The organism is Pseudoalteromonas sp. SK18 (assembly GCF_001974855.1).
Lineage (GTDB): Bacteria > Pseudomonadota > Gammaproteobacteria > Enterobacterales > Alteromonadaceae > Pseudoalteromonas.
Genome location: NZ_MTQB01000014.1, coordinates 73929 through 94770, shown reverse-complemented (window position 1 = coordinate 94770; position 20842 = coordinate 73929). Strand labels below are relative to the sequence as shown.

Below are 20842 nucleotides of genomic sequence, written 5' to 3'. Positions count from 1 at the left end.
TCGGTAAAATTCCCTGCCTTTTACTTACTAAATAACGTTTATTTGTGAAATTTGTTGTTGAAGAACTCGCTACATGGATTAAGCCTGAACAGCGACAAGCCCTCTTTGAAGATTGGTATGACTCATCACCAATAACATTAAGCTGGGTAACTGCAATGCAGCGCAGAAGGATGACGCCATTTGTGAAAATGGTTTTACATAGTGCGTACCAGGTTACAAATGAAAAACCGTATGAAAATATGCCTGTTGTTTTTTCGTCACGACATGGCGATTTTCATAAAACAGCTAACTTACTAGGTGACCTCGCAGAGCAACTGCCCTTATCACCAACAGGCTTTGGCTTAAGTGTGCATAATGCTGCTATTGGGATGTACAGTATTATTAGTGGTAACACCCAACCTATGATTGCTATAGCAGCGGGTAAGGATAGCTTTGCTTGCGCTTTAATAGAAGCATACATAAAGTTAGTAGAGTTTAAGCAAACACATATATTAGTTGTTCATACTGATGAATCACTTCCTGATCCCTACACGACATTTGCTGATGAGAAACAAATAACTCATTCTATTGCGTTAGTTATGCGATTAGCTACAGAAAATGAAGCTCATTTTAGTCTAACCAGACAGGCGGCTAATAATTGTGGGCATTCAACTACTCCTTTAAGTTTAGAGTGCGCAAAAGCAATGTTTAACAAACAAAGCGCCAGTGCTAATGGTTGGTTGCTAAGCCACTATGTTTAACACAACAATAAGAGTAATAGGCCTTATTTGGCGTATTATAGCCACTGGCCTTTGTTTTAGTTTATTTGGTTTAGGTGGTCTATTTTTAGCGTTACTTATATTCCCTGTTCAACGTTTTTTTCAACGCTGTCCTGTAAAACAAAAAGAAAATGCGCGTACGGTAGTGCATTATAGTTTTAAATTTTTTGTCGGTTTAATGCATCACAGTGGCGCTATCCGTTTTCATATAAAAGATAAAGCCCATTTAGCTAATTTGAAAGGCGAGCTTGTTTTGGCTAATCACCCATCACTTATTGATGTTGTGGTACTTATATCGGTCATTAAAAATGTTGATTGCGTTGTAAAAGCACACCTTTTTACAAACCCTTTTATGCGTGGTGTGATAAAAAGTACAGGTTATATAAGCAATGAAGACCCGCAAGAACTATTAAAGGAATGCGAACAAACACTAAAAAGAGGGAATAACTTAATTGTTTTTCCTGAGGGAACACGTTCAGTACCTCATAATACGCTTAAATTTAAAAGGGGGGCTGCAAATATAGCCCTTAGATGTCATGCTCCTATAACAACCGTATTGATTAAAATGAAACCTAACACGTTAACTAAAGGGACACCTTGGTACAGAGTAGCCCCATACCAAGCGCATTTTTCTATGCAACTAGCACCACATTCTTTCAAAAGCGATATTATTTATACAAGCGACATACCTGCAATACAGTCTCGCTTGCTTACGAAAGGCTTACAACAATACTTTACAAAAGAGCTTAGCTATATATGAGTGAATTAAAACAACAAATTAAACAATTGATTATTTCGAGCCTAGATCTTGAAGATATGACCACTGCCGATATAAAAGACGACGAGCCATTATTTGTAGACGGTTTAGGGCTAGATAGCATAGATGCGCTAGAACTCGGGCTTGCTATCAAAAAAGAATTTGACGTAAAAATTGATGCAAATTCAGAACAAACTAGAGCGCATTTTGCGAGTGTTAACTCTTTAGCGCAATTTATAGAACAATCACATACTTAATTAACACACACTAGGAATAATAATGAAAACCGCTGCTGAAATTTATGATGTATTACACGGCATTTTAGAAAATGAATTTGAAATAGATGCTGAAGATATCTCTTTAGAAGCTAACCTGTACGAAGATTTAGACTTAGACAGTATCGACGCTGTAGATTTAGTTGTTAAGTTACGTGAAATTACAGGTAAGAAAATTGAGCCTGACGCATTTAAACAAGTTCGCACTGTGCAAGATGTTGTATCTGAAATAGAAAAGCTCGTTAAATAAGCATGTTTAAGGCATTTTTAACAGCGTTAATAATGATTTTTTTAACGTGTTACCCTTTCATTGTTTATATAGGGCTGACACGTTTCAACAGTTATTTACTCACTGTGATTTTATTAACACTGTTAATAATAAGGCTTTGGTTAAGCAAGCCTTTATTAGCTAAAATGCCATGGATAAAGCCAGCCTCATTACTTGGAATTTTAGCTATTGGCTTATCAAAAACTATCGGCAGTGATTTTGGTATTCGGCTTTATCCGGTTATTGTGAATACTGTTATGTTTTTTGTTTTTGCTTACTCGCTTTATAAGGGTCCAAGCATCATAGAAACGTTTGCGCGTATCACTGAGCCAAAGCTTGATAAGAGAGCCATTTCGTACACTAAAAATGTAACTAAAATATGGTGCGTTTTTTTTGTTTTTAACGCCAGTATAGCGTTATACACGAGTGTGTTTACAAGTCTTGATGTGTGGGCATTTTATAACGGTTTTATTGCATACATTATTATGGGTGTTTTATTTGCAGTAGAGTGGTTAGTAAGGAAAAAAGTAAAAAGGAATGCAGGTGTTTAATACTTTAGATAACGCAAGCATAAATATTCGATTTAATCATAGCGGCTCAGCGTTATCTGAGCGTCAATTTGTTAATGATATTAATCAAGTTTTGGCTAAAATTCCGCAATCGCCTACTAAAGCATCGGCAGTGCTTTTCAACAGTAGTAGCTATGATTTTGCTGTAAACCTTTTTGCATTGGCGCATAAAGGCTGGACTATAATTTTACCGCCTAATGGTCAAAGCGAAACACTCAATGCGCTTTTAGAGCAAACCCCTTACTATTTGGGCGATAGTGATTTGGTCGAGCATGCGACTACGCCATTTGAAAATATTGGTAATTTAACAACTACACCTAACTACACACCGTTCAATAAAATTGCTTGGCCGAGTGAAGGTAACCTTGTTTTTTATACTTCTGGCTCTTCAGGTCAAGCTAAGCCTATTTTTAAATCGTGGCGAGTGCTTAATAAAGAGATAAAAACGCTCAACAGTACGTTTGCTTTAAAACGTAACCCTGTATTTATTGCCAGTGTTTCGCATCAGCATATTTACGGTTTGTTATTTAGAGTGTTATGGCCGCTTAGCAATAACTACATAATTGATACAGACTTGCTTAACTACCCCGAGCATATTGCTACTAAACTTAAAACAAATACACAGGCCGTGTTTATATCCAGTCCGGCACAGCTAAAGCGGCTGCATCAAGATAACGTTTTAATAGAAGAAAAGTCACATTTACAGTGGGTTTTCTCATCCGGTGGGCCGCTTCAAAATGAAGACGCTGTCACTTTAAATAAACAGCTAAATAAACCCATTACTCAAGTATTTGGCAGCACCGAAACTGGCGGAATTGCATATCGTCAGGTTGTGTCTTTAGAGAACGTTAGTCATTGGCAGCCATTTTTAGGGATCACATTACACAGAACCTCTGAACAACGATTAGTGTTGAATTCGCCTTTAGTTGAGCAAACAAACTATTTATTAGATGACCGAGGTACATTATTTAAAAATGGCCAATTTGAATTACTAGGTCGTTTTGACCGTATTATAAAGCTTGAAGAAAAACGCTTAAGCCTTGACGAACTAGAGCTACATTTATGCAAAAGTGAGTGGGTGCAGGAAGCTAAAGTAATAACGCTAAATGGGAAACGTTTAGTATTAGGCGCTGTTATAGTGCTTACACAGAAAGGGCAAGCATATTTAAACGCCAATGGAAAGTTAGCGACTAATACGCTTTTAAAAACACATACATTGAATCGTTTTGAAGGGATCTGTACGCCTAAAAAATGGCGTTTTCTAAATCAATTACCCTACAACACGCAAGCTAAAATAAATTTAAAAGTATTGGAGTCTCTTTTTGTCAAAGCTGATTAACACAAAGCCTGAACTTGTTAACTGTGTATCGTCAACACAGGGTCATTGCCTAACGCTTTTTATACCGCCAAGTTTAGATTATTTTAAAGGTCACTTTAGTCAAGGCCCTATTTTAGCAGGTGTAGTGCAGCTCGATTGGGCCGTAGATGCCGTGCGAAAATACTTTAATGTTAAACGTGAAGTAAAAGATATTGAAGTGCTTAAGTTTCAGGTTGTTATTACCCCTGGTCTAACAATTAAATTAACTGTAGAAGAAAAACCGAGCGGTAAGTATGGCTTTTCGTATCAATCAGATAAAGGCCAACACGCCTCTGGGCGCATAGTGTTTAAAAGTGATACAGATGAATAATTTTTGTATTGTTATACCTAATTTTAATCATGTAAGTGTTATTGATGAAGTACTTGCAGCGTTAACTGAGTATACGCTGCCGATAATAATGGTTGATGATGCCAGTAGTGTGCAGGCTAAATCTCTTTTTGCTACTCTTGAGAAAAAATATGCCCACCTCACTCTTATATCGCATGAGCAAAACGAAGGCAAAGGCGGTGCGGTACAAACAGGATTGCGCTGCGCGTATGAGCAAGGTTATAGCCATGCGATACAAGTAGATGCAGATGGTCAGCATAATTTATCAGATATCAAAAAGTTGATTGAACTTTCAAATACACACCCACAGGCATTAGTTAGTTGTTGCCCAGTGTATGATGAATCGGTTCCTAAACATCGTTACTTAGCACGTTATTTAACCCATGTGTGGGTATGGATAGAAACGCTCAGCTTTAAAATTGTTGACTCAATGTGTGGTTTTAGAGTGTACCCCTTAAATGTGACTAATAAGCTTATAAGTGAGGTTAAGCTCGGTAAGCGTATGGACTTTGATCCAGAAATACTAGTTAGGTTATATTGGCGCAACGTGCCATTTGTTTTTTTACCAAGCCAGGTTGTTTACCCAGAAAATGGCTTGTCACACTTTCAGCCACTTCAAGATAATGTGCGCATTTCGTGGTTACATACGCGTTTATTTTTTGGCATGCTGCTTCGTTCACCTATTTTACTATGGCATAAATATAAGAGACGTTATGGCCGTTAAACATTGGTCTAAAATGCAAGAGCGAGGTAACTTTTTAGGTATACAAATATTACTATTTGCCCATAAAGTACTTGGTCGTAAAGGGCTGTGGGTTATTTTGTTCCCGGTTGTTTGCTATTTGTTTATTACCGGTAAAGTTGCACGCGCGGCTTCTAAGCAGTTTTTAGCTCAAGTTAATAATTACAATAATGTTGAGCGTAAAGTAACTTTTAAACAACAGCTTATGCATTTTTGTAGTTTTGCCGATAGCGCCCTTGATAAAATTGATGGTTGGCTCGGTCGAATTTCAAAAAAGGATATCCAATATACTAATGAACAGCTGTTCATTGATTTAAATGAGCAACAGCAAGGGGCCATTTTTATTGGCTCTCACTTGGGTAACCTTGAAGTATGTAGAGCATTGAGCCAGCATCGCAGCAGTAAAAAAATTAATGTGCTTGTATTTACTCATCATGCTGTAGAATTTAATAAAATGCTTAAAAAAATTAACCCCGCGGTGTCGGTTAACTTAATTCAAGTGAGCGATATGGGGCCTGATTTAGCTATTTTATTAAAAGATAAAGTAGAGCAGGGTGAAATAGTCGTTATTGTTGGTGATAGAACAAGCGCTACAACGGGTGAGCGTTCCACACGTGTTGAGTTTTTAGGTAAGCCTGCATCTTTTTCTCAAGGGCCTTTTATATTAGCTGCATTGTTAGATTGCCCCGTTTACTTTTTATTTTGCTTAAAAGATAAAAAAACAAAGAAGTATCATGTGATTTTTGAACATTATAGCCAAACATTAAAAATACCCCGATCACAAAGACAAGGTCTATTAACCACTGTAATTACAGATTTTTCTGCACGTTTAGGCTTTTATGCCGCGCGGTATCCTTATCAGTGGTTTAATTTTTATGATTTTTGGCAAAACGATCAGCAAGTAGAACGCAGAAATGCAAAGGAGAAGTAGAGTGTCAGCTCAGGAAGTACAGCTTTTTGGAAACCAACAACTTTCTATTGAAGATATTGTTAATATTGCACATCAAAATACTCAGGTGCAATTAAGTGGCTGCGAGCAATTTAGCGCAAAAATTGATAGCGCGCTTAGCTTTTTAGACTCTCTACTCAAAGAAGATGGTGTGATTTATGGGGTAACTACAGGCTATGGTGACTCAGTCACGGTTCCTGTGCCACTTAACTTAGTTGATGAGCTGCCATTACATTTAACGCGCTTTCATGGTTGTGGACTAGGCGATGTGTTTAATAAAGTACAAGGGCGTGCAATTTTAGCTACGCGCTTAGCATCACTTTCACAAGGCTATTCTGGCGTAAGCTGGGAAATGCTTAATCTTCTCAAAGACTATTTAAACCTTGATATAGTACCTGTTATTCCTCAAGAAGGTTCGGTAGGCGCTAGCGGTGATTTAACCCCACTGTCGTATGTAGCAGGTGCTATGGTTGGTGAACGTGATGTTTTTTACAAAGATAAAATACTTAACAGCGCACAGGTAATGCAAGCGGCTGGTTTAAAACCTTTAACGCTTCGCCCAAAAGAGGGGCTTGCAGTTATGAATGGTACAGCTGTGATGACCGCACTGGCTTGTTTAGCGTTTGATAGAGCCAATTATTTAGCAAAACTTGCAAGTAGGATTACAGCATTGTCTAGCCTTGCTCTTAAAGGTAATAGTCATCATTTTGATGAAATTTTATTCTCTGTTAAGCCTCATCCTGGGCAGCAACAAGTTGCTAAATGGATACGAGATGATTTAAACCATCATGACCATCCTCGTAACGCTGATAGACTACAAGATAGGTACTCTATTCGCTGTGCACCGCATGTTATTGGTGTATTGCAAGATAGTTTGCCATTTTTCAGGCAGATGATAGAAAACGAGCTTAATTCTGCAAACGATAACCCCATTATTGATGGCGAGGGTGAACATGTACTTCATGGTGGCCATTTTTATGGCGGCCACATTGCAATGGCAATGGATAGTATGAAAACGGCGATTGCAAATCTGGCAGATTTAGCCGACAGGCAAATCGCTTCATTGGTCGATACTAAATTTAATAATGGATTACCATCAAATTTATCAGACAGTGAGGCTGAACGTCGTTACATAAATCATGGCTTTAAAGCCGTGCAAATAGGCGCCAGTGCCTATACTGCTGAAGCGCTTAAGTTAACGATGCCTGCAAGTGTATTTTCTCGCTCTACTGAGTGCCATAATCAAGATAAAGTAAGCATGGGGACTATTGCCTCACGTGATTGTTTGCGTATTTTACAGCTTACAGAGCAGGTTATTGCAAGTACGTTACTAGCAAGTATTCAAGGGGTGAGGCTGCGTATTAAACAAGGCGAACTTGAATTTTCAAGTTTAACTGCAGATATGCAAGCGATGTATACTGACATAACTCATTATTTCGAAAACCTAACTGAAGATAGGCCAATGGAAGCGGTACTTAGACAAACCATTAGTTATATTCAGGAAAAACGTTGGGCTTTATATGAATAGTAGAGGCGCTTTGCTAACTCATGAAGTGGAAATTGAAATTCCATTTCATGACTGCGATCCGATGAATGTTGTATGGCATGGTAATTACCCTCGCTACTTAGAGGTGGCTCGCTGTGAGTTACTGAGATTATTTGATTACGACTATCCTCAAATGATGGAGTCGGGTTATGCGTGGCCAATAGTGGATATGCAAATTAAGTACGTGGCATCCGCCATATTTACCCAAAAAATTAAAGTGACCGCGCATTTAAAAGAGTTCGAAAACCGATTAAAAATTGATTATGTAATTACAGATGCCATAACGAATAAGCGTATTACTAAAGCGACTACCACTCAAGTTGCTGTTGAGATATCGACTAAAGAAATGCAGTTTGCCTCACCAGCGGTGATAGTTGATAAGCTTGCAAAAATACTTAGCTAATATTGGATGATGCTATGAATTATTTAAAAAATTGTGTGTTTGTTAGTGCTCTTTATTTTGCTTTTTTTAGTGCCAGTTTATTAGCTGCTACGACAGTTTCGGGTGAATTTAAGCAATTAAAGCATTTTGCCGGCTTCTCTAAACCATTCATCTCTAAAGGGGAGTTTACACTTGAGGGGGAAAAGCTGCTTTGGTATGTAAAAACACCAGTGCAAAGCACATTACTAATCGAGAATGGCCAAGTATTTGTTAAAAATAAAGAGGGTGAGCTTACTCCTCAGCCTGGCAGCGAGCAGTTTGTAGGATTATTAACTGACTTACTCGCATTAGATATGAAAGCCTTATATGAGCGTTTTGATGTAACAAACCAAACAGACTGTTTATTATTAAAGCCAAAAGATACGCTATTAAAACAGCTGTTTAGCCATTTTATTCTTTGTGAAAATAACCAGCGTGTACAAAGTATAACTTTAAATGAGCACTCGGGTAGCAACACAGTAATAGAGTTTTCTTATGCAAATACACCTAATAATTAATAAGTGTAAGTAACCTTCGGAAGAGTGATGTGATTAAACGTATTAGTGTACTTATTACATGGTTTGGTTTTTTAGCTGTTTTACTTTGTGCTGCTTTGTATATCACTAAGCCTGTATTAAATGCTGACATGTTTAGTTTATTACCAAAATCACATTCTCAATTGGCGTACGGCGAAGAGGTCTTTTTTAAAAAAAATGCAAACCGTATTATGTTTTCATTTACTGGTGATAGTAAAAACTTAGCACATGACGAGCTTAAATCATGGCTGTTAAAACGTGATATAAAAAATAGCTTTGAACTGCCAAGCATTGAGCAGTTATCTTCAGTGTTCTCTGCGTATCAACATGCGCTGCTCAGCGACAATTATAAAAATAGTATGGTTGATAAAGCACAGTTTGAGTCATTTTACCTTACTCAATTAAATCAATTAGGAAACCCTTTTGTAAGTGCCACACTAAAAGCCGATATTAGTTTAAGTCTTGCTGCATTTATAGGCGATAATTTAAAACAAAGTCAGTTATTCTCTTTAAGAAATGAGCGGTTAACGCGCCGTTTAAACCATAAGGATTATGCTGTTATATTGGCTACCGTTCCTAACAATAGCCTTCCAATTGATGAGTCTATTAAGCTTGCGAGCAGCATTAAAAATAAGCTTGAAAGTTTAAATATTACTTACCCACGGACCACTATTCGCTATTCAGGTGCTCTTTTTCATACAGCTGAAAACGCTCAGCAAGCTAAGTATGAAATGAGCTTATTTGGTGGCCTTAGTGTAATCGCATTACTTTTAATGGTGTTTTGGGTATTTAGGCAAGTCAGTAGCATTTTACTTGCAAGCTTAACCGTACTTAGTGCACTGGCTGGTGGTGCTACGGCCATGGTATTTGTGTTTAATTCGATTCATTTATTAACACTGGTTTTTGCTGTAACCCTAATTGGTATAGCTATTGATTATGCATTCCATGCGATGACTGATTTAGCGTATGGCAACAGTTTTTACCAAAGTAGTGGGTTAAGCAAAGGCACAAAAACAGCTTTGCTTTTATCTTTTATTACAACAGGCCTAGGCTATAGCTGTCTATTAGGTGCGCCAATTTCACTTTTATCGCAAGTAGCAGTGTTTGTAATTGCTGGGCTTGCGAGCGCTTGGTTATTCACATTAATTATATTACCTATCTGGCAATCTAAGCTTGTGCTCTCTGAGCGAAGTTTGATTAAAAGTCAGCAGTTATTAGGTTTAATGGTGCGCTTTAACCGTTATAAGCAATCGGTTTTACTCGTATTGGGGCTGGTGTTAATGTTTTTGTTTTATCTTAAACCCATTTCATTTAACAACGATGTACGTTTACTAAATGCAAGCCCACAGCAACTAATACTTAATGAGCAAAAGCATTTAACTTTAATGGGGCAATTAGATAGTCACATTGTGTTTTTATTTGCATCAAATGCTGAACAACTACTGCAAAAGCAAGAACGACTAATAGGTGATTTAAAGCGTATTAACCCACACCTTAAACACAATGCTATTAAGCGTTGGTTACCTAGTAAGCGCACGCAAGAAAATAATTTAGCGCTCTTTAATGGGGCTGTTAAAAACAATGTGTTAATTATTACTGAAAAATATACAGGGATAAAAGTTGAGTCAGCTAACACAGAACTTTTGAGTTACGACGCTTTAGCAAATAGTCATTTTTCAGTACTTTTAAATGCACAAATGTTTGTTGAGCCTAATAAAGCTGTTACTTGGTTTTCTGTATCGGGAGTATCCACGCAAGCGCTAACTTCTAACGTTAATGCTTATGAAGATGCGTTTATATATAACAAGCCTAAGCAAATCAGTAGCCTACTTGAAAACTACAGCCAGTATTTATTGCTTACATTGGGCGTGGCCATTGTTATTTGCTTTGTTTTATTTAGCTATAAATTTGGCCTTCGGATTGGCACTGTGCAGGTGATAACATTAAGTGTCAGCCTGTTGACTATGCTTTGGGTATGTAATGCAGCGCAAGGAAGTATCTCAATTTTTAATCTGCTAGGTGGCTTACTCATTATTGGCCTAGCCATAGATTATTTAGTGTTTTACCAAATTAACAACTTAACGGCGGTAAATGTATTGGCCATTAGCTTGTCGGCCGCCTCTTCTATGTGTGTATTTGGTATGCTCGCCTTTTCAAATACCCCTGCCATTTTTAGTTTCGGCCTTACTGTTATGGTAGGGATTTTAGCCGTATATATTTTATCTCCATTAAGTGTATTAAAGTCTCAAAAGGAATAATAATTTGAACAACCTTGAGCAGTATGATGTTGTGGTTATAGGAGCAGGGCCTTCAGGTGCACTTGTAAGTAGCTTATTAGTACAAAAAGGCTGGAAAGTGCTGGTGCTAGAGCAACAATTATTTCCTCGATTTTCAATTGGCGAAAGCTTATTACCTCAATGTATGGAATATTTAGCTGATGCTGGGCTAGTTAAAACAATACATGAACATGCAGATGAGCTTGGCTTTCAATTTAAAGATGGTGCTGCGTTTCATCGTAATGGCCAAAATACAGCTATAAATTTTACTGAAAAATTTAGCCCAGGCCCGGGTACTACTTTTCAAGTTAAACGGGCTGATTTTGATAAGCTGATTGCTGATAGAGCGCAGCATCAAGGCGTTGAAATTCGCTATCAGCATAGTGTTATTGGTTTTACTGATGAAGCTGCTAGTGCGACGCTGCAAGTGCAAAATAATAAAAAACAAACGTATGACGTAAGGGCTAAGTTTGTACTTGATGCGAGCGGTTTCGGCCGAGTTTTACCAAAACTTTTAAATTTAGAAAAACCTTCTACTTTTCCTGTGCGTAGTGCTTATTTTAGTCACTTTAATGATGGCATTACTGACGAGCTGTTTGATAGAAATAAAATTTTAATAACCGTTCACCCTAAATTTAATGATGTTTGGTATTGGCTCATCCCCTTTAGTGATGGCACGTCCAGTATTGGGGTTGTGGCAAAGCAATCGCGCTTTAATGAGAGTAGCGAAGCTGACACCTTAAAACAGTTTATAGAACAAGACCCTTACTTAAAAAAACTTTTAGCTAATCGCGTACCTATAACACAGGCGCGTAGCGTTAGTGGTTACTCTGCTAATGTATGTACGCTACATGGAAAGCATTTTGCTTTACTAGGCAATGCGGGTGAATTTTTAGATCCAGTGTTTTCATCTGGGGTGACTATTGCTTTAAAGTCTGCACACTTAATTGCCCCCCTTATTGATGATTATTTAAATGGAGAAGTGATTGATTTTGATGAATGTTACGCCAAGCCATTGCAGGCAGGAGTTGATTGTTTTAAAACCTTTGTTAAAGGTTGGTACGATACCCGATTTCAAGACGTTATTTTTTATTCAGAACAAAACTCGCAGGTTCGTGAAATGATCAGTGCTATTTTAGCGGGTTACGCATGGGATAAAAATAATCCATTTGTTGCTCAAAGTGAGCGTCGTTTAAATGTATTAGCGCAGCTATGTCAAAATTAATCCCAGTTATTGAGGCTCATATCAGACACTTTTTAAGAGGTACTTTTATAGCTTTAGTGTGTGGTTGCATAACAGCATGTAGTAGCACATATAAAAGCAGTGAGCGTGTTGATATTTCTGCAGCCACTACACTTGATATTTCGCATGTGCCTGTGCAAATGTTTGATCAAAATTGGCAGCATGTTTTATATATTCAAAACAATGAGAAAGAGCATACTTTATTAGCACAATTAGAAATAAACAAGCAGGGTACTATCAACTTATTATTAATGACTACACAAGGCTTACCTATTTTAAAGCTTGAAAAACTAAATAATGAGCCACCTAATGTTACTAAAATGATAGTAGGTGTCGATTTAGACCCTGCTTATATATTGGCAGATATTGCTTTAGTGCATTGGCCTGTATTATTTCTTAATGAAAAAATATCTGGAGCGGTTATGGAGCAGATAGCCACAAAAAGGCGTGTATTAAAAGATAACCGCTCGATTATTACAATAAATTATACCGATAATAAAATAGTACTAAATAATAGTGAGCGACATTATCAAATTACATTTGAGAAGGTAAACTAGTGACTTTTTGGTTAAATGATTTAGGCATTGTAAGTGCAATGGGCAAAGGTATTGAAGATACAATTTTTAGCCTAAATAACTTACAACATAATGAAGCACCACGGCTTTTAAAGACAAAAAAATTAAGCACAGAGGATCTGCCATTTTATGTTGGGCATGTAGACTGCGTTCCTCTAAATCAAAAGCGCCGTATTAATACGCTAATTGATATAGCGCTTGAGCAAATACTCCCAACACTTAACAGCTTTTCACATATTGATAAATCACGAATTGCTGTTGTGGTAGGTACAAGTACATCAGGGGTGCATGATGGCGAACAAGCTCGAGCTGAACACGGCAGTTCAGGTGCGTGGCCAAGTGACTTTTTATATGCTGATCAAGAACTTGCCACTCCTTCGCATTACATAGCCCAAAAAGTAGGGGCGTTAGGTCCCTGTTATAGTATTTCAACGGCATGTACCTCAAGTGCTAAAGCTCTTATTAGCGCAAAAGCCCTAATAACCGCTGACTTAGCAGACGTTGTAATTTGTGGTGGCGTTGATAGCCTTTGCAAACTTACCATTAATGGATTTAATGCCTTGGCATCAATGAGCACAGGAATGTGTAAGCCTTTTTGCGATGAGAGAGATGGTATTAATATAGGTGAGGGCGCTGCGTTATTTGTTATGAGTAAAGAAGCACCGTTAGAAAATGGCGTTATGTTTTTAGGTGGTGGTGAAAGCTCTGATGCTCATCACATTTCGGCGCCAGACCCTAGCGGTAATGGTGCAAAATCGGCAATGAAGGCTGCTCTGGCCGATGCTGATTTATTACCTAGTGATATTGACTATATAAATGCACACGGTACAGCAACAATTAAAAATGACGAAATGGAAGCCCTTGCAATTAATAGCGTGTTTGGCAACAATACATCGCTGAGTTCCAGTAAGTACTTAACTGGACATACTTTAGGTGCAGCTGGTGCAATTGAAGCAGGTATCTGTTGGCTGTTGCTCAGAGGCAGAGGGAATATTACTTTGCCTTTTAATAAATGCTCACAAAGAAATAAGCTGGCTGATGTTAACGTTATTGAGCAAGCTAGTACGGTTAAATTAAATTACTGCTTATCTAACTCATTTGCGTTCGGTGGTAATAATGCGAGTTTGATTTTAGGTACACATAATGAATAATTATTCTATAGAGCAGGTTGTACCCCATGATGCTCCTATGATTTTAATAGAACAGTTAGTTGAATACAGCGATGAGAGTGCAACCTGCTCAGTGACTATTACACCTCAAAGCCCTTTTTATAATGAGCAAATTGAGGGAGTGCCAAGTTATATAGGTATTGAATATATGGCCCAGTCTATAGCTGCTTATGCTGGAGCATTAGCTAATGATATTAATGAAGCGGTTAGAATAGGTTTTTTGATCGGCACGCGAAAATATAAAACTCATCAGGCCAGATTTTGTAAAAACAGTGAATTAACTATTTATGTCCACAAGCTTTACCAGGACGAATCTGGTTTAAGTGTGTTTGAATGCCAAATAAGCGAAAATAAAAAAATACTGTGTGATGCAAAAATAAATGTATTTCAGCCAGAAGATCCGCTGGAGTTTATAAGAGAAAACCAATGAATAAAAGAATTTTAGTAACCGGCTCTAGCCGGGGGATAGGTAAGGCTATTGCACTTAAACTTGCAGCTCAAGGCTATGACATTACTGTTCATTGCAGAAATGGTTTAGAGCAAGCTCAGCAAACATGTGCAGAAATACAGGCACTTGGACAAAGCACTACACTACTACAATTTGACGTATGTGATAGAGCTGCGGCGAAGCAACAAATTGAGCAAGATATTACAAACAATGGTGCTTACTATGGGGTGGTGTGTAATGCAGGCATTACTAACGATATGGCTTTTCCGGCAATGCAAGGTGATGATTGGGATAGCGTAATTAGAACTGGGTTAGATGGCTTTTATAATGTTGTGCACCCAACGGTTATGCCTATGGTACAAACTCGTAAAGGTGGCCGCATTATCACTATGGCTTCAGTGTCGGGTATTGCGGGGAACAGAGGACAGGTAAATTACAGCGCAGCGAAAGCGGGTATTATTGGTGCTACCAAAGCCCTATCGCTGGAACTAGCAAAGCGAAAAATTACTGTAAATTGTGTAGCGCCTGGTTTGATTGAAACAGCAATGACGGATGAGCTTCCGGTTACTGAAATGATGAAAATGATTCCCCTTAAGCGAATGGGAACAGTGAACGAAGTGGCAGGTACGGTCGCATTTTTAATGTCTGATGATGCAGCCTACATTACTCGCCAAGTTATTTCGGTTAACGGTGGGATGGTTTAATGAAACGTGTTGTTGTTACAGGGATGTCGGTTATAACCGCATTAGGCGATGATTGGAATGAATTTAAAAGCGCATTGATCAAAGGTGAAAATGCAGTTGTAACAATGAGTGAGTGGGATAAAGCTGATGGACTTAATACCCGTTTAGCGGCACCTGTTACCCATTTTGAGAAACCTAGCCATTACAAACGCAAGCAAGTTCGCTCAATGGGGCGAGTTGCACTTATGTCCACTAGTGCAACTGAGCGTGCGCTTGAGCAAGCTGATTTACTTGAACATAAAAGTCTTACAGATGGCTCTACCGGTGTAGCATATGGCTCATCCACCGGTTCAACACCGCCGCTTCTCGCATTTGCGAATATGTTGGAAAGTGGCTCAATGTCTGGGGTCACAGCTACAAGTTATATTCAAATGATGGCACATACAGCGCCAGTAAATGTAGGCGTGTTTTTTGGCTTAAAAGGACGAGTGATCACTACAAGCTCGGCATGCACGTCTGGCTCGCAAGGTATTGGTTACGCCTATGAGGCAATTAAGTTTGGTCGTCAAAAAGTAATGGTAGCAGGGGGGGCAGAAGAGCTTTGTATTACCGAAGCAGCTGTATTTGATACGCTGTATGCAACAAGTATTAAAAATGACACCCCTAAAAATACGCCTCGCCCATTCGATAAAAACCGTGATGGCTTAGTTATAGGAGAAGGTGCCGGTACTTTAATACTTGAAGAGTATGAGCATGCTAAAGCTCGAGGGGCTAATATATTGGCTGAGGTTGTCGGTTTTGGCTGTAATTCTGATGGACAACATGTTACTCAACCATCTTCAGATACCATGCAAATAGCCATTGAAATGGCATTGCAAGATGCCAATTTATCACCTGATAAAGTAGGTTATGTCAATGCGCATGGTACCTCAACCGATAGAGGCGATATTGCTGAGTCTCATGCCACTTTTAATGCACTAGGTGTTAAGCCGATTAGCTCTTTAAAGAGCTATTTAGGGCATACTTTAGGGGCCTGTGGTGCGATTGAGGCATGGGCTACTATAAATATGATGAGTGACAATTGGTTTGCGCCAACAATTAACCTAACAGATATAGATAGTGAATGTGCTGAACTCGACTATATAACAGCACAAGGGCGTGAAATTCATACCGATTATGTAATGAGTAACAATTTTGCTTTTGGGGGTATTAACACCTCTTTAATTTTTAAACGCTATAAAAACGATTAAAATGTTCTAAAGGTGACTATTCACTAACTGTTAGCTCATTTTTGCTGTATAATTTGCGGCCCTTGATAATGTGGCCGCAGGTTATACAGCAATGAATTTTAAATCTTTTAGTTTTGCCCCTGAACTAATTCAGGCGTTAGACGAACTTAATTACCACACCCTTACGCCCATTCAGCGCGCAGCTATTCCGGCTGTTCGTAAAGGTAAAGACGTTTTAGCAAGTGCACAAACCGGTACAGGTAAAACCGCTGCCTTTGCACTCCCTATTATTCAAAAGTTATTTGAGTCAGATTGCAGTACTACGAATGCGCCAAGCGCCTTAGTCCTTGCGCCTACGCGTGAGCTTGCAGAGCAAATTGCGAATAACTTTAAAGACTTTGCTAAGTACACTCAGTTAAAAGTAGTGAGCTTATTTGGTGGTGTTAATACCGCAGGACAAGAAATTGCACTTAAAGAAGGTGTGGATGTTGTCGTAGCAACACCTGGACGTTTACTTGATCATATTCGTTTAGGTAACTTAAGCCTTGCTCAAGTAAAACATTTAGTCCTTGATGAAGCTGACCGTATGCTTGATATGGGCTTTATTAATGACATGCAAAGCGTAATAAAAAGCTGTGCAGATGAGCGTCAAATTTTATTGTTTTCAGCTACTTTCCCAGCAGCAATTAAACAGTTTGCCTCTAAAGTGTTAAAGCAGCCTGAAATTGTCCGTGTTGATCAAACTAACAGCACCGCAAGCACAGTACAACACGTGGTTTACCCAGTAGAAGAGCGCCGTAAGCAAGAGTTGCTTTCTGAGCTGATTGGTAAGAAAAACTGGCAGCAAGTGCTAGTGTTTGTAAACATGAAAGAAACCGCAGATGAGTTAGTGACTGAACTTAACCTTGACGGTATCCCTGCGGCAGTATGTCATGGCGATAAATCGCAAGGTAACCGTCGTCGTGCGTTGCGTGAATTTAAAGAAGGCAAAGTACGCGTGCTAGTTGCAACAGAAGTGGCAGCCCGTGGTATCGATATTGACGGTTTACCGCGCGTTATTAATATTGATTTACCTTGGCTTGCTGAAGATTACGTACACCGTATTGGCCGTACAGGCCGTGCTGGTAACCAAGGACAAGCAATTTCATTTGTTAGTCGCGAAGAAGAAAACATGTTGTTTGAAATTGAAACCTTAATTGGTCAAAAAATTAAACGTGTTTACTTAGAAGGTTACGAAGTAAGTAATCGTGAAGTACTGATTGATAAAATTGGTAAAAAGCCAGCGCATTTACGTCGCACCCGTGCTAACAAGCCATCAGGCCAAGCTACCGGTGAAGCGAGAGCGAAAAACCGTTCGCGTATTTCTAATGTACGTAAAAGCTTAAAAGGCGAAAAGCTGTCACTTAAAAAGTAAGACAGCAAAGCTATTAAAAACCTGAGTTTACTCAGGTTTTTTTGTGCCTAATACATTATCGATAATAGCAGCGTACGCATAAGCAGCCGCTTCATCATTCTGATTAGCAATAACCGACAAACCAACTGGTAAGTGGCTTACTTTGCCAACCGGTAAAGTAATATGGGTCGTCCCTGCAATGGCAGGCAATGAACTACTACTGCCTTTAAAGTTATCGCCGTTAATTAAATCGGTTTTCCAAGCCGGTGAAACGGTGGGCGAAATTACAATATCTAGCTTATTATTGCGGTATAAATTGCTAATAGCGCGCTTTGCAAGTGCGCGATATCGCGCTTTGGTGCTTTTGTATTGTTGTTTTTCACTCAAATCAACTGCGTTAGCTTGTTGTAAAATATCTTGCTCAAAGTAGGGCATTTCCTGCTGTTTATTTGCGATATTAAATGCGATTAACTCGTCTAAACTTTTTACGGTTACCTGCGTTGGTGTTTTGCTTAAGTAGTGGTTAATTTCGGCTTTAAAGTCGTAAAGTAGGATGGCGTATTCATCAACGTAAAGCGTGCTTAAGTCATCTTTTACTGCAACATTGACAACGGTATGACCTGCGTCTTTTAATGTTTGTAACTGCTTAGCGTAAAGCTTTTGTGTTGCCACAGTAAACTTACTGGCAGGTAACGCGCCTATCCTCAGTGATGGCTTAGGCGCTATGCCATCAAGCGTTCTATTTACGTTGAGTGTCGATACATCGTCTGAGTCTTCACCTTGAATGACTGATAATACCGCGAGTGCATCTTTTAAATAATGCGCCATTGGACCTACCGAATCTTGGCTACTAGAAAGGGGGATCACGCCTGCGCGTGAAACTTGCCCCATACTGGGTTTAATGGCGTACACCCCATTAACCGAAGCAGGGCAGGTAATCGAACCATCAGTTTCTGTGCCCAGCGCAATAGGCGCAAAATTTAAAGCAACCGCCACAGCAGAGCCTGAGCTTGAACCACACGGATTACGAGTTACATCATGGGCGTTATGGGTTTGTCCGCCAATGGCACTCCAGCCAGATGACGAATACGATGAGCGAAAATTAGCCCATTCACTTAAGTTCGCTTTGCCTAAAATAATAGCGCCTGCTTGGCGTAATTGTTTAACCACAAAGGCATCGTTATTAGTAACGTTATTTTTAAGTGCTAATGATCCCGCTGTGGTGGGTAATGTACCTGTTGTTTCAATGTTATCTTTTAGTAATACCGCAATACCATGTAAAGAGCCTGCCCATTTTCCGGCTTTAAAGAGAGTATCGAGTTGTTTGGCTTGTTCAATTGCAGTGGGCTCAATACTAATTACCGCATTATATTTAGGATTGAGCGCGTTTATTCTGTCGATATAAGTGCGGGTAAGCTGTTCAGCCGTGGTGGTGTTATTTTTATAGGCATTGTGAATGTCACTAATGGTTTTAAGCTCTGTATTGTTATCCGCTGCGTATAAATTAGGTATTGTACAAACAAATAAGGTTAAAAGTAGTCGTTTTATACTCATTGTTATTATCTATTTTGTGTAAACATAGGTTATTTTTAGCACAAAAAAACCTCACATTGTGAGGTTTTTCGATAAAGGGTGGTTAAATAGAGTTAAGCGTTTTCTAACATCGATAACGCAACCGCCTCAGCGGCTTTAATACCATCAATACCCGCTGATAAAATACCGCCCGCATAACCCGCGCCTTCACCTGCAGGGTAAAGCCCTTTAGTATTAATACTTTGGAAGGTTTTATCGCGCTTGATACTGATAGGTGATGAAGTACGCGTTTCTACCCCAGTGAGTAAGCCATCATTGGTTGAAAAGCCACGAATTTGCTTGTTAAAAGCAGGAATTGCTTCACGCAAGGCTTCAATCGCAAAAGGAGGTAATACGTTGCTCAAATCAGTAAGCTTAATGCCCGGTGTGTAAGAGGGTTGTACATCGCCTAAATTAGCCGATGATTTACCTTTTAAAAAGTCGCCAATAAGCTGTGCAGGGGCATCGTAGTTTTTACCACCAAGTTCATAGGCTTGCTCTTCTAGCTTACGCTGTAAATCAATGCCGGCTAGGGGATGCCCTGGGAAGTCTTTTTCTGGCGAAATACCCACTACAATGGCGCTGTTAGCATTACGTTCACTACGTGAATATTGGCTCATGCCATTGGTGACCACTCGGCCTTCTTCAGATGTAGCGGCAACCACAGTGCCGCCAGGGCACATACAAAAGCTATATACAGTACGGCCATTATTACAATGGTGTACCAATTTGTAATCTGCAGAGCCTAAAATAGGGTTACCCGCATTATCGCCAAAGCGGCATTCATCAATCATTGATTGCTTATGCTCTATTCTAAAGCCCACTGAAAAGGGTTTAGCTTCAACATAAATGCCTTTATCGTGGATCATTTTAAAAGTATCGCGGGCACTGTGGCCAACCGCTAATACCACATGGCGAGTTTCAAGTTGTTCACCATTAGAAAGTGTAAGCCCAGTCACTTGGCCGTTGTCTAAATGAATATCGTCAACGCGAGTGCTAAAACGAATTTCACCACCAAGTTCAATAATACGTGCGCGCATTTTTTCAATCATGGTTACCAGTTTAAAGGTACCAATGTGCGGCTTACTAACGTATAAAATTTCTTCAGGAGCACCAGCCTCTACAAACTCAGTAATCACCTTACGACCATAATGTTTAGGATCTTTTACTTGGCTGTAGAGCTTACCGTCTGAGAACGTGCCTGCGCCACCTTCACCAAACTGTACGTTTGATTCGGTATTGAGGGCTTTTTTACGCCAAAAGCCAAAGGTGTCTTTGGTGCGTTCACGCACTTCTTTGCCGCGCTCTAAAATGATTGGGTTAAAGCCCATTTGTGCCAGCACTAAACCGGCAAATAAGCCACAAGGGCCAAAGCCAATCACTACAGGGCGTTCTGTAATACTACTATTAGCGTGCGCTACAAATTTGTAGTTGGTGTCGGGGGAGACTTTAACGTGTTGGTCTTTTTCAAACGAGGCCAACAGTTGTGCTTCGTTATCCACTTCAATATCAAGCGTGTAAATCAGTAAAATGGCGCTTTTTTTACGTGCATCGTAACCGCGTTTAAACACATTGTAGCTGTGTAGCTGCTCTGGGCTTATATTTAATTTATTGATGATAGCTTGGCCAATGGCATTTTCGTCATGGTCAAGCGGCAGCTTTATTTCGGTTAAACGTATCATTAATATCTCTTTAGGTGTCATAGCGGGGATTAAATTCCGCTCACA

22 protein-coding genes are annotated in these 20842 nt (G+C 39.2%); 20 read left to right on the top strand and 2 right to left on the bottom strand.

Translation table 11 applies throughout. From position 1 onward, the window contains the following. Window positions 1–44: 44 nt before the first annotated feature. The 20 genes from BW139_RS11720 to BW139_RS11625 all read left to right on the top strand — a co-directional run bounded on the left by BW139_RS11720 (window position 45) and on the right by BW139_RS11625 (window position 17564). Window positions 45–740, top strand: a complete 696-nt coding sequence (locus BW139_RS11720) for a beta-ketoacyl synthase chain length factor (RefSeq protein ID WP_076919781.1) — start codon at window positions 45–47, stop codon at window positions 738–740. Beyond that, window positions 733–1518: a 1-acyl-sn-glycerol-3-phosphate acyltransferase gene (locus BW139_RS11715; RefSeq protein WP_076919780.1), complete on the top strand. Its 786-nt coding sequence runs from the start codon at window positions 733–735 to the stop codon at window positions 1516–1518. Before BW139_RS11720 ends, BW139_RS11715 begins: the two co-directional genes overlap by 8 nt. Further along, window positions 1515–1772: a phosphopantetheine-binding protein gene (locus BW139_RS11710; protein WP_076919779.1), complete on the top strand. Its 258-nt coding sequence runs from the start codon at window positions 1515–1517 to the stop codon at window positions 1770–1772. Before BW139_RS11715 ends, BW139_RS11710 begins: the two co-directional genes overlap by 4 nt. A gap of 22 nt (window positions 1773–1794) precedes the next feature. After that, on the top strand, window positions 1795–2040 hold the full coding sequence (locus BW139_RS11705) for an acyl carrier protein (protein ID WP_004586477.1): 246 nt from the start codon (window positions 1795–1797) through the stop codon (window positions 2038–2040). Between the two features lie 32 nt (window positions 2041–2072). Further along, window positions 2073–2609 carry a hypothetical protein gene (locus tag BW139_RS11700; protein ID WP_254844967.1) on the top strand — a complete coding sequence of 179 codons (537 nt, stop codon included), beginning with the start codon at window positions 2073–2075 and terminating at the stop codon, window positions 2607–2609. After that, a complete protein-coding gene (locus BW139_RS11695) occupies window positions 2602–3966 on the top strand; it encodes an AMP-binding protein (protein WP_052242884.1) in 1365 nt (454 codons plus the stop codon). Before BW139_RS11700 ends, BW139_RS11695 begins: the two co-directional genes overlap by 8 nt. Further along, entirely contained in the window at window positions 3950–4315 is a 366-nt protein-coding gene (locus tag BW139_RS11690; RefSeq protein ID WP_039037441.1) for a thioester dehydrase, read from the top strand. The genes BW139_RS11695 and BW139_RS11690 overlap by 17 nt, the downstream gene beginning before the upstream one ends. Further along, complete coding sequence (locus tag BW139_RS11685; protein WP_076919777.1) at window positions 4308–5057, top strand: glycosyltransferase family 2 protein; 750 nt, start codon at window positions 4308–4310, stop codon at window positions 5055–5057. Before BW139_RS11690 ends, BW139_RS11685 begins: the two co-directional genes overlap by 8 nt. Continuing rightward, window positions 5047–6006, top strand: a complete 960-nt coding sequence (locus BW139_RS11680) for an acyltransferase (RefSeq protein WP_076919776.1) — start codon at window positions 5047–5049, stop codon at window positions 6004–6006. The genes BW139_RS11685 and BW139_RS11680 overlap by 11 nt, the downstream gene beginning before the upstream one ends. A gap of 1 nt (window position 6007) precedes the next feature. Further along, window positions 6008–7552, top strand: coding sequence for a histidine ammonia-lyase (gene hutH, locus BW139_RS11675; RefSeq protein ID WP_039037438.1), 1545 nt, complete (start codon window positions 6008–6010; stop codon window positions 7550–7552). After that, window positions 7545–7973 carry a thioesterase family protein gene (locus BW139_RS11670; protein WP_039037437.1) on the top strand — a complete coding sequence of 143 codons (429 nt, stop codon included), beginning with the start codon at window positions 7545–7547 and terminating at the stop codon, window positions 7971–7973. The genes hutH and BW139_RS11670 overlap by 8 nt, the downstream gene beginning before the upstream one ends. A 14-nt stretch (window positions 7974–7987) precedes the next feature. Next, the gene (locus BW139_RS11665) at window positions 7988–8509 is read left to right on the top strand and encodes an outer membrane lipoprotein carrier protein LolA (RefSeq protein WP_076919775.1); all 522 of its coding nucleotides are present in this window, start codon (window positions 7988–7990) and stop codon (window positions 8507–8509) included. 29 nt (window positions 8510–8538) lie between these two features. Beyond that, a complete protein-coding gene (locus BW139_RS11660) occupies window positions 8539–10785 on the top strand; it encodes a transporter (RefSeq protein ID WP_076919774.1) in 2247 nt (748 codons plus the stop codon). Window positions 10786–10789: 4 nt separating this feature from the next. Beyond that, window positions 10790–12028, top strand: coding sequence for an NAD(P)/FAD-dependent oxidoreductase (locus tag BW139_RS11655; RefSeq protein WP_039037434.1), 1239 nt, complete (start codon window positions 10790–10792; stop codon window positions 12026–12028). Then, on the top strand, window positions 12016–12603 hold the full coding sequence (locus BW139_RS11650; protein WP_076919773.1) for a DUF3261 domain-containing protein: 588 nt from the start codon (window positions 12016–12018) through the stop codon (window positions 12601–12603). Before BW139_RS11655 ends, BW139_RS11650 begins: the two co-directional genes overlap by 13 nt. Beyond that, window positions 12603–13772 (top strand): beta-ketoacyl-ACP synthase, encoded by a 1170-nt coding sequence (locus BW139_RS11645; protein ID WP_076919772.1) that lies wholly within the window; start codon window positions 12603–12605, stop codon window positions 13770–13772. The genes BW139_RS11650 and BW139_RS11645 overlap by 1 nt, the downstream gene beginning before the upstream one ends. Then, window positions 13765–14220, top strand: a complete 456-nt coding sequence (locus BW139_RS11640; RefSeq protein ID WP_076919771.1) for a hotdog family protein — start codon at window positions 13765–13767, stop codon at window positions 14218–14220. The genes BW139_RS11645 and BW139_RS11640 overlap by 8 nt, the downstream gene beginning before the upstream one ends. Beyond that, window positions 14217–14942, top strand: coding sequence for a 3-oxoacyl-ACP reductase FabG (gene fabG, locus BW139_RS11635; protein WP_076919770.1), 726 nt, complete (start codon window positions 14217–14219; stop codon window positions 14940–14942). Before BW139_RS11640 ends, fabG begins: the two co-directional genes overlap by 4 nt. Then, complete coding sequence (locus BW139_RS11630; RefSeq protein WP_076919769.1) at window positions 14942–16171, top strand: beta-ketoacyl-ACP synthase; 1230 nt, start codon at window positions 14942–14944, stop codon at window positions 16169–16171. The genes fabG and BW139_RS11630 overlap by 1 nt, the downstream gene beginning before the upstream one ends. A gap of 91 nt (window positions 16172–16262) precedes the next feature. Further along, window positions 16263–17564: a DEAD/DEAH box helicase gene (locus BW139_RS11625; RefSeq protein ID WP_054201651.1), complete on the top strand. Its 1302-nt coding sequence runs from the start codon at window positions 16263–16265 to the stop codon at window positions 17562–17564. A gap of 27 nt (window positions 17565–17591) precedes the next feature. On the opposite strand, the gene BW139_RS11620 is transcribed toward BW139_RS11625, so the two are convergent. Then, a complete protein-coding gene (locus tag BW139_RS11620; RefSeq protein ID WP_076919768.1) occupies window positions 17592–19097 on the bottom strand; it encodes an amidase family protein in 1506 nt (501 codons plus the stop codon). A gap of 92 nt (window positions 19098–19189) precedes the next feature. After that, window positions 19190–20797 (bottom strand): NAD(P)/FAD-dependent oxidoreductase, encoded by a 1608-nt coding sequence (locus BW139_RS11615; RefSeq protein WP_076919799.1) that lies wholly within the window; start codon window positions 20795–20797, stop codon window positions 19190–19192. Window positions 20798–20842 lie beyond the last annotated feature (45 nt).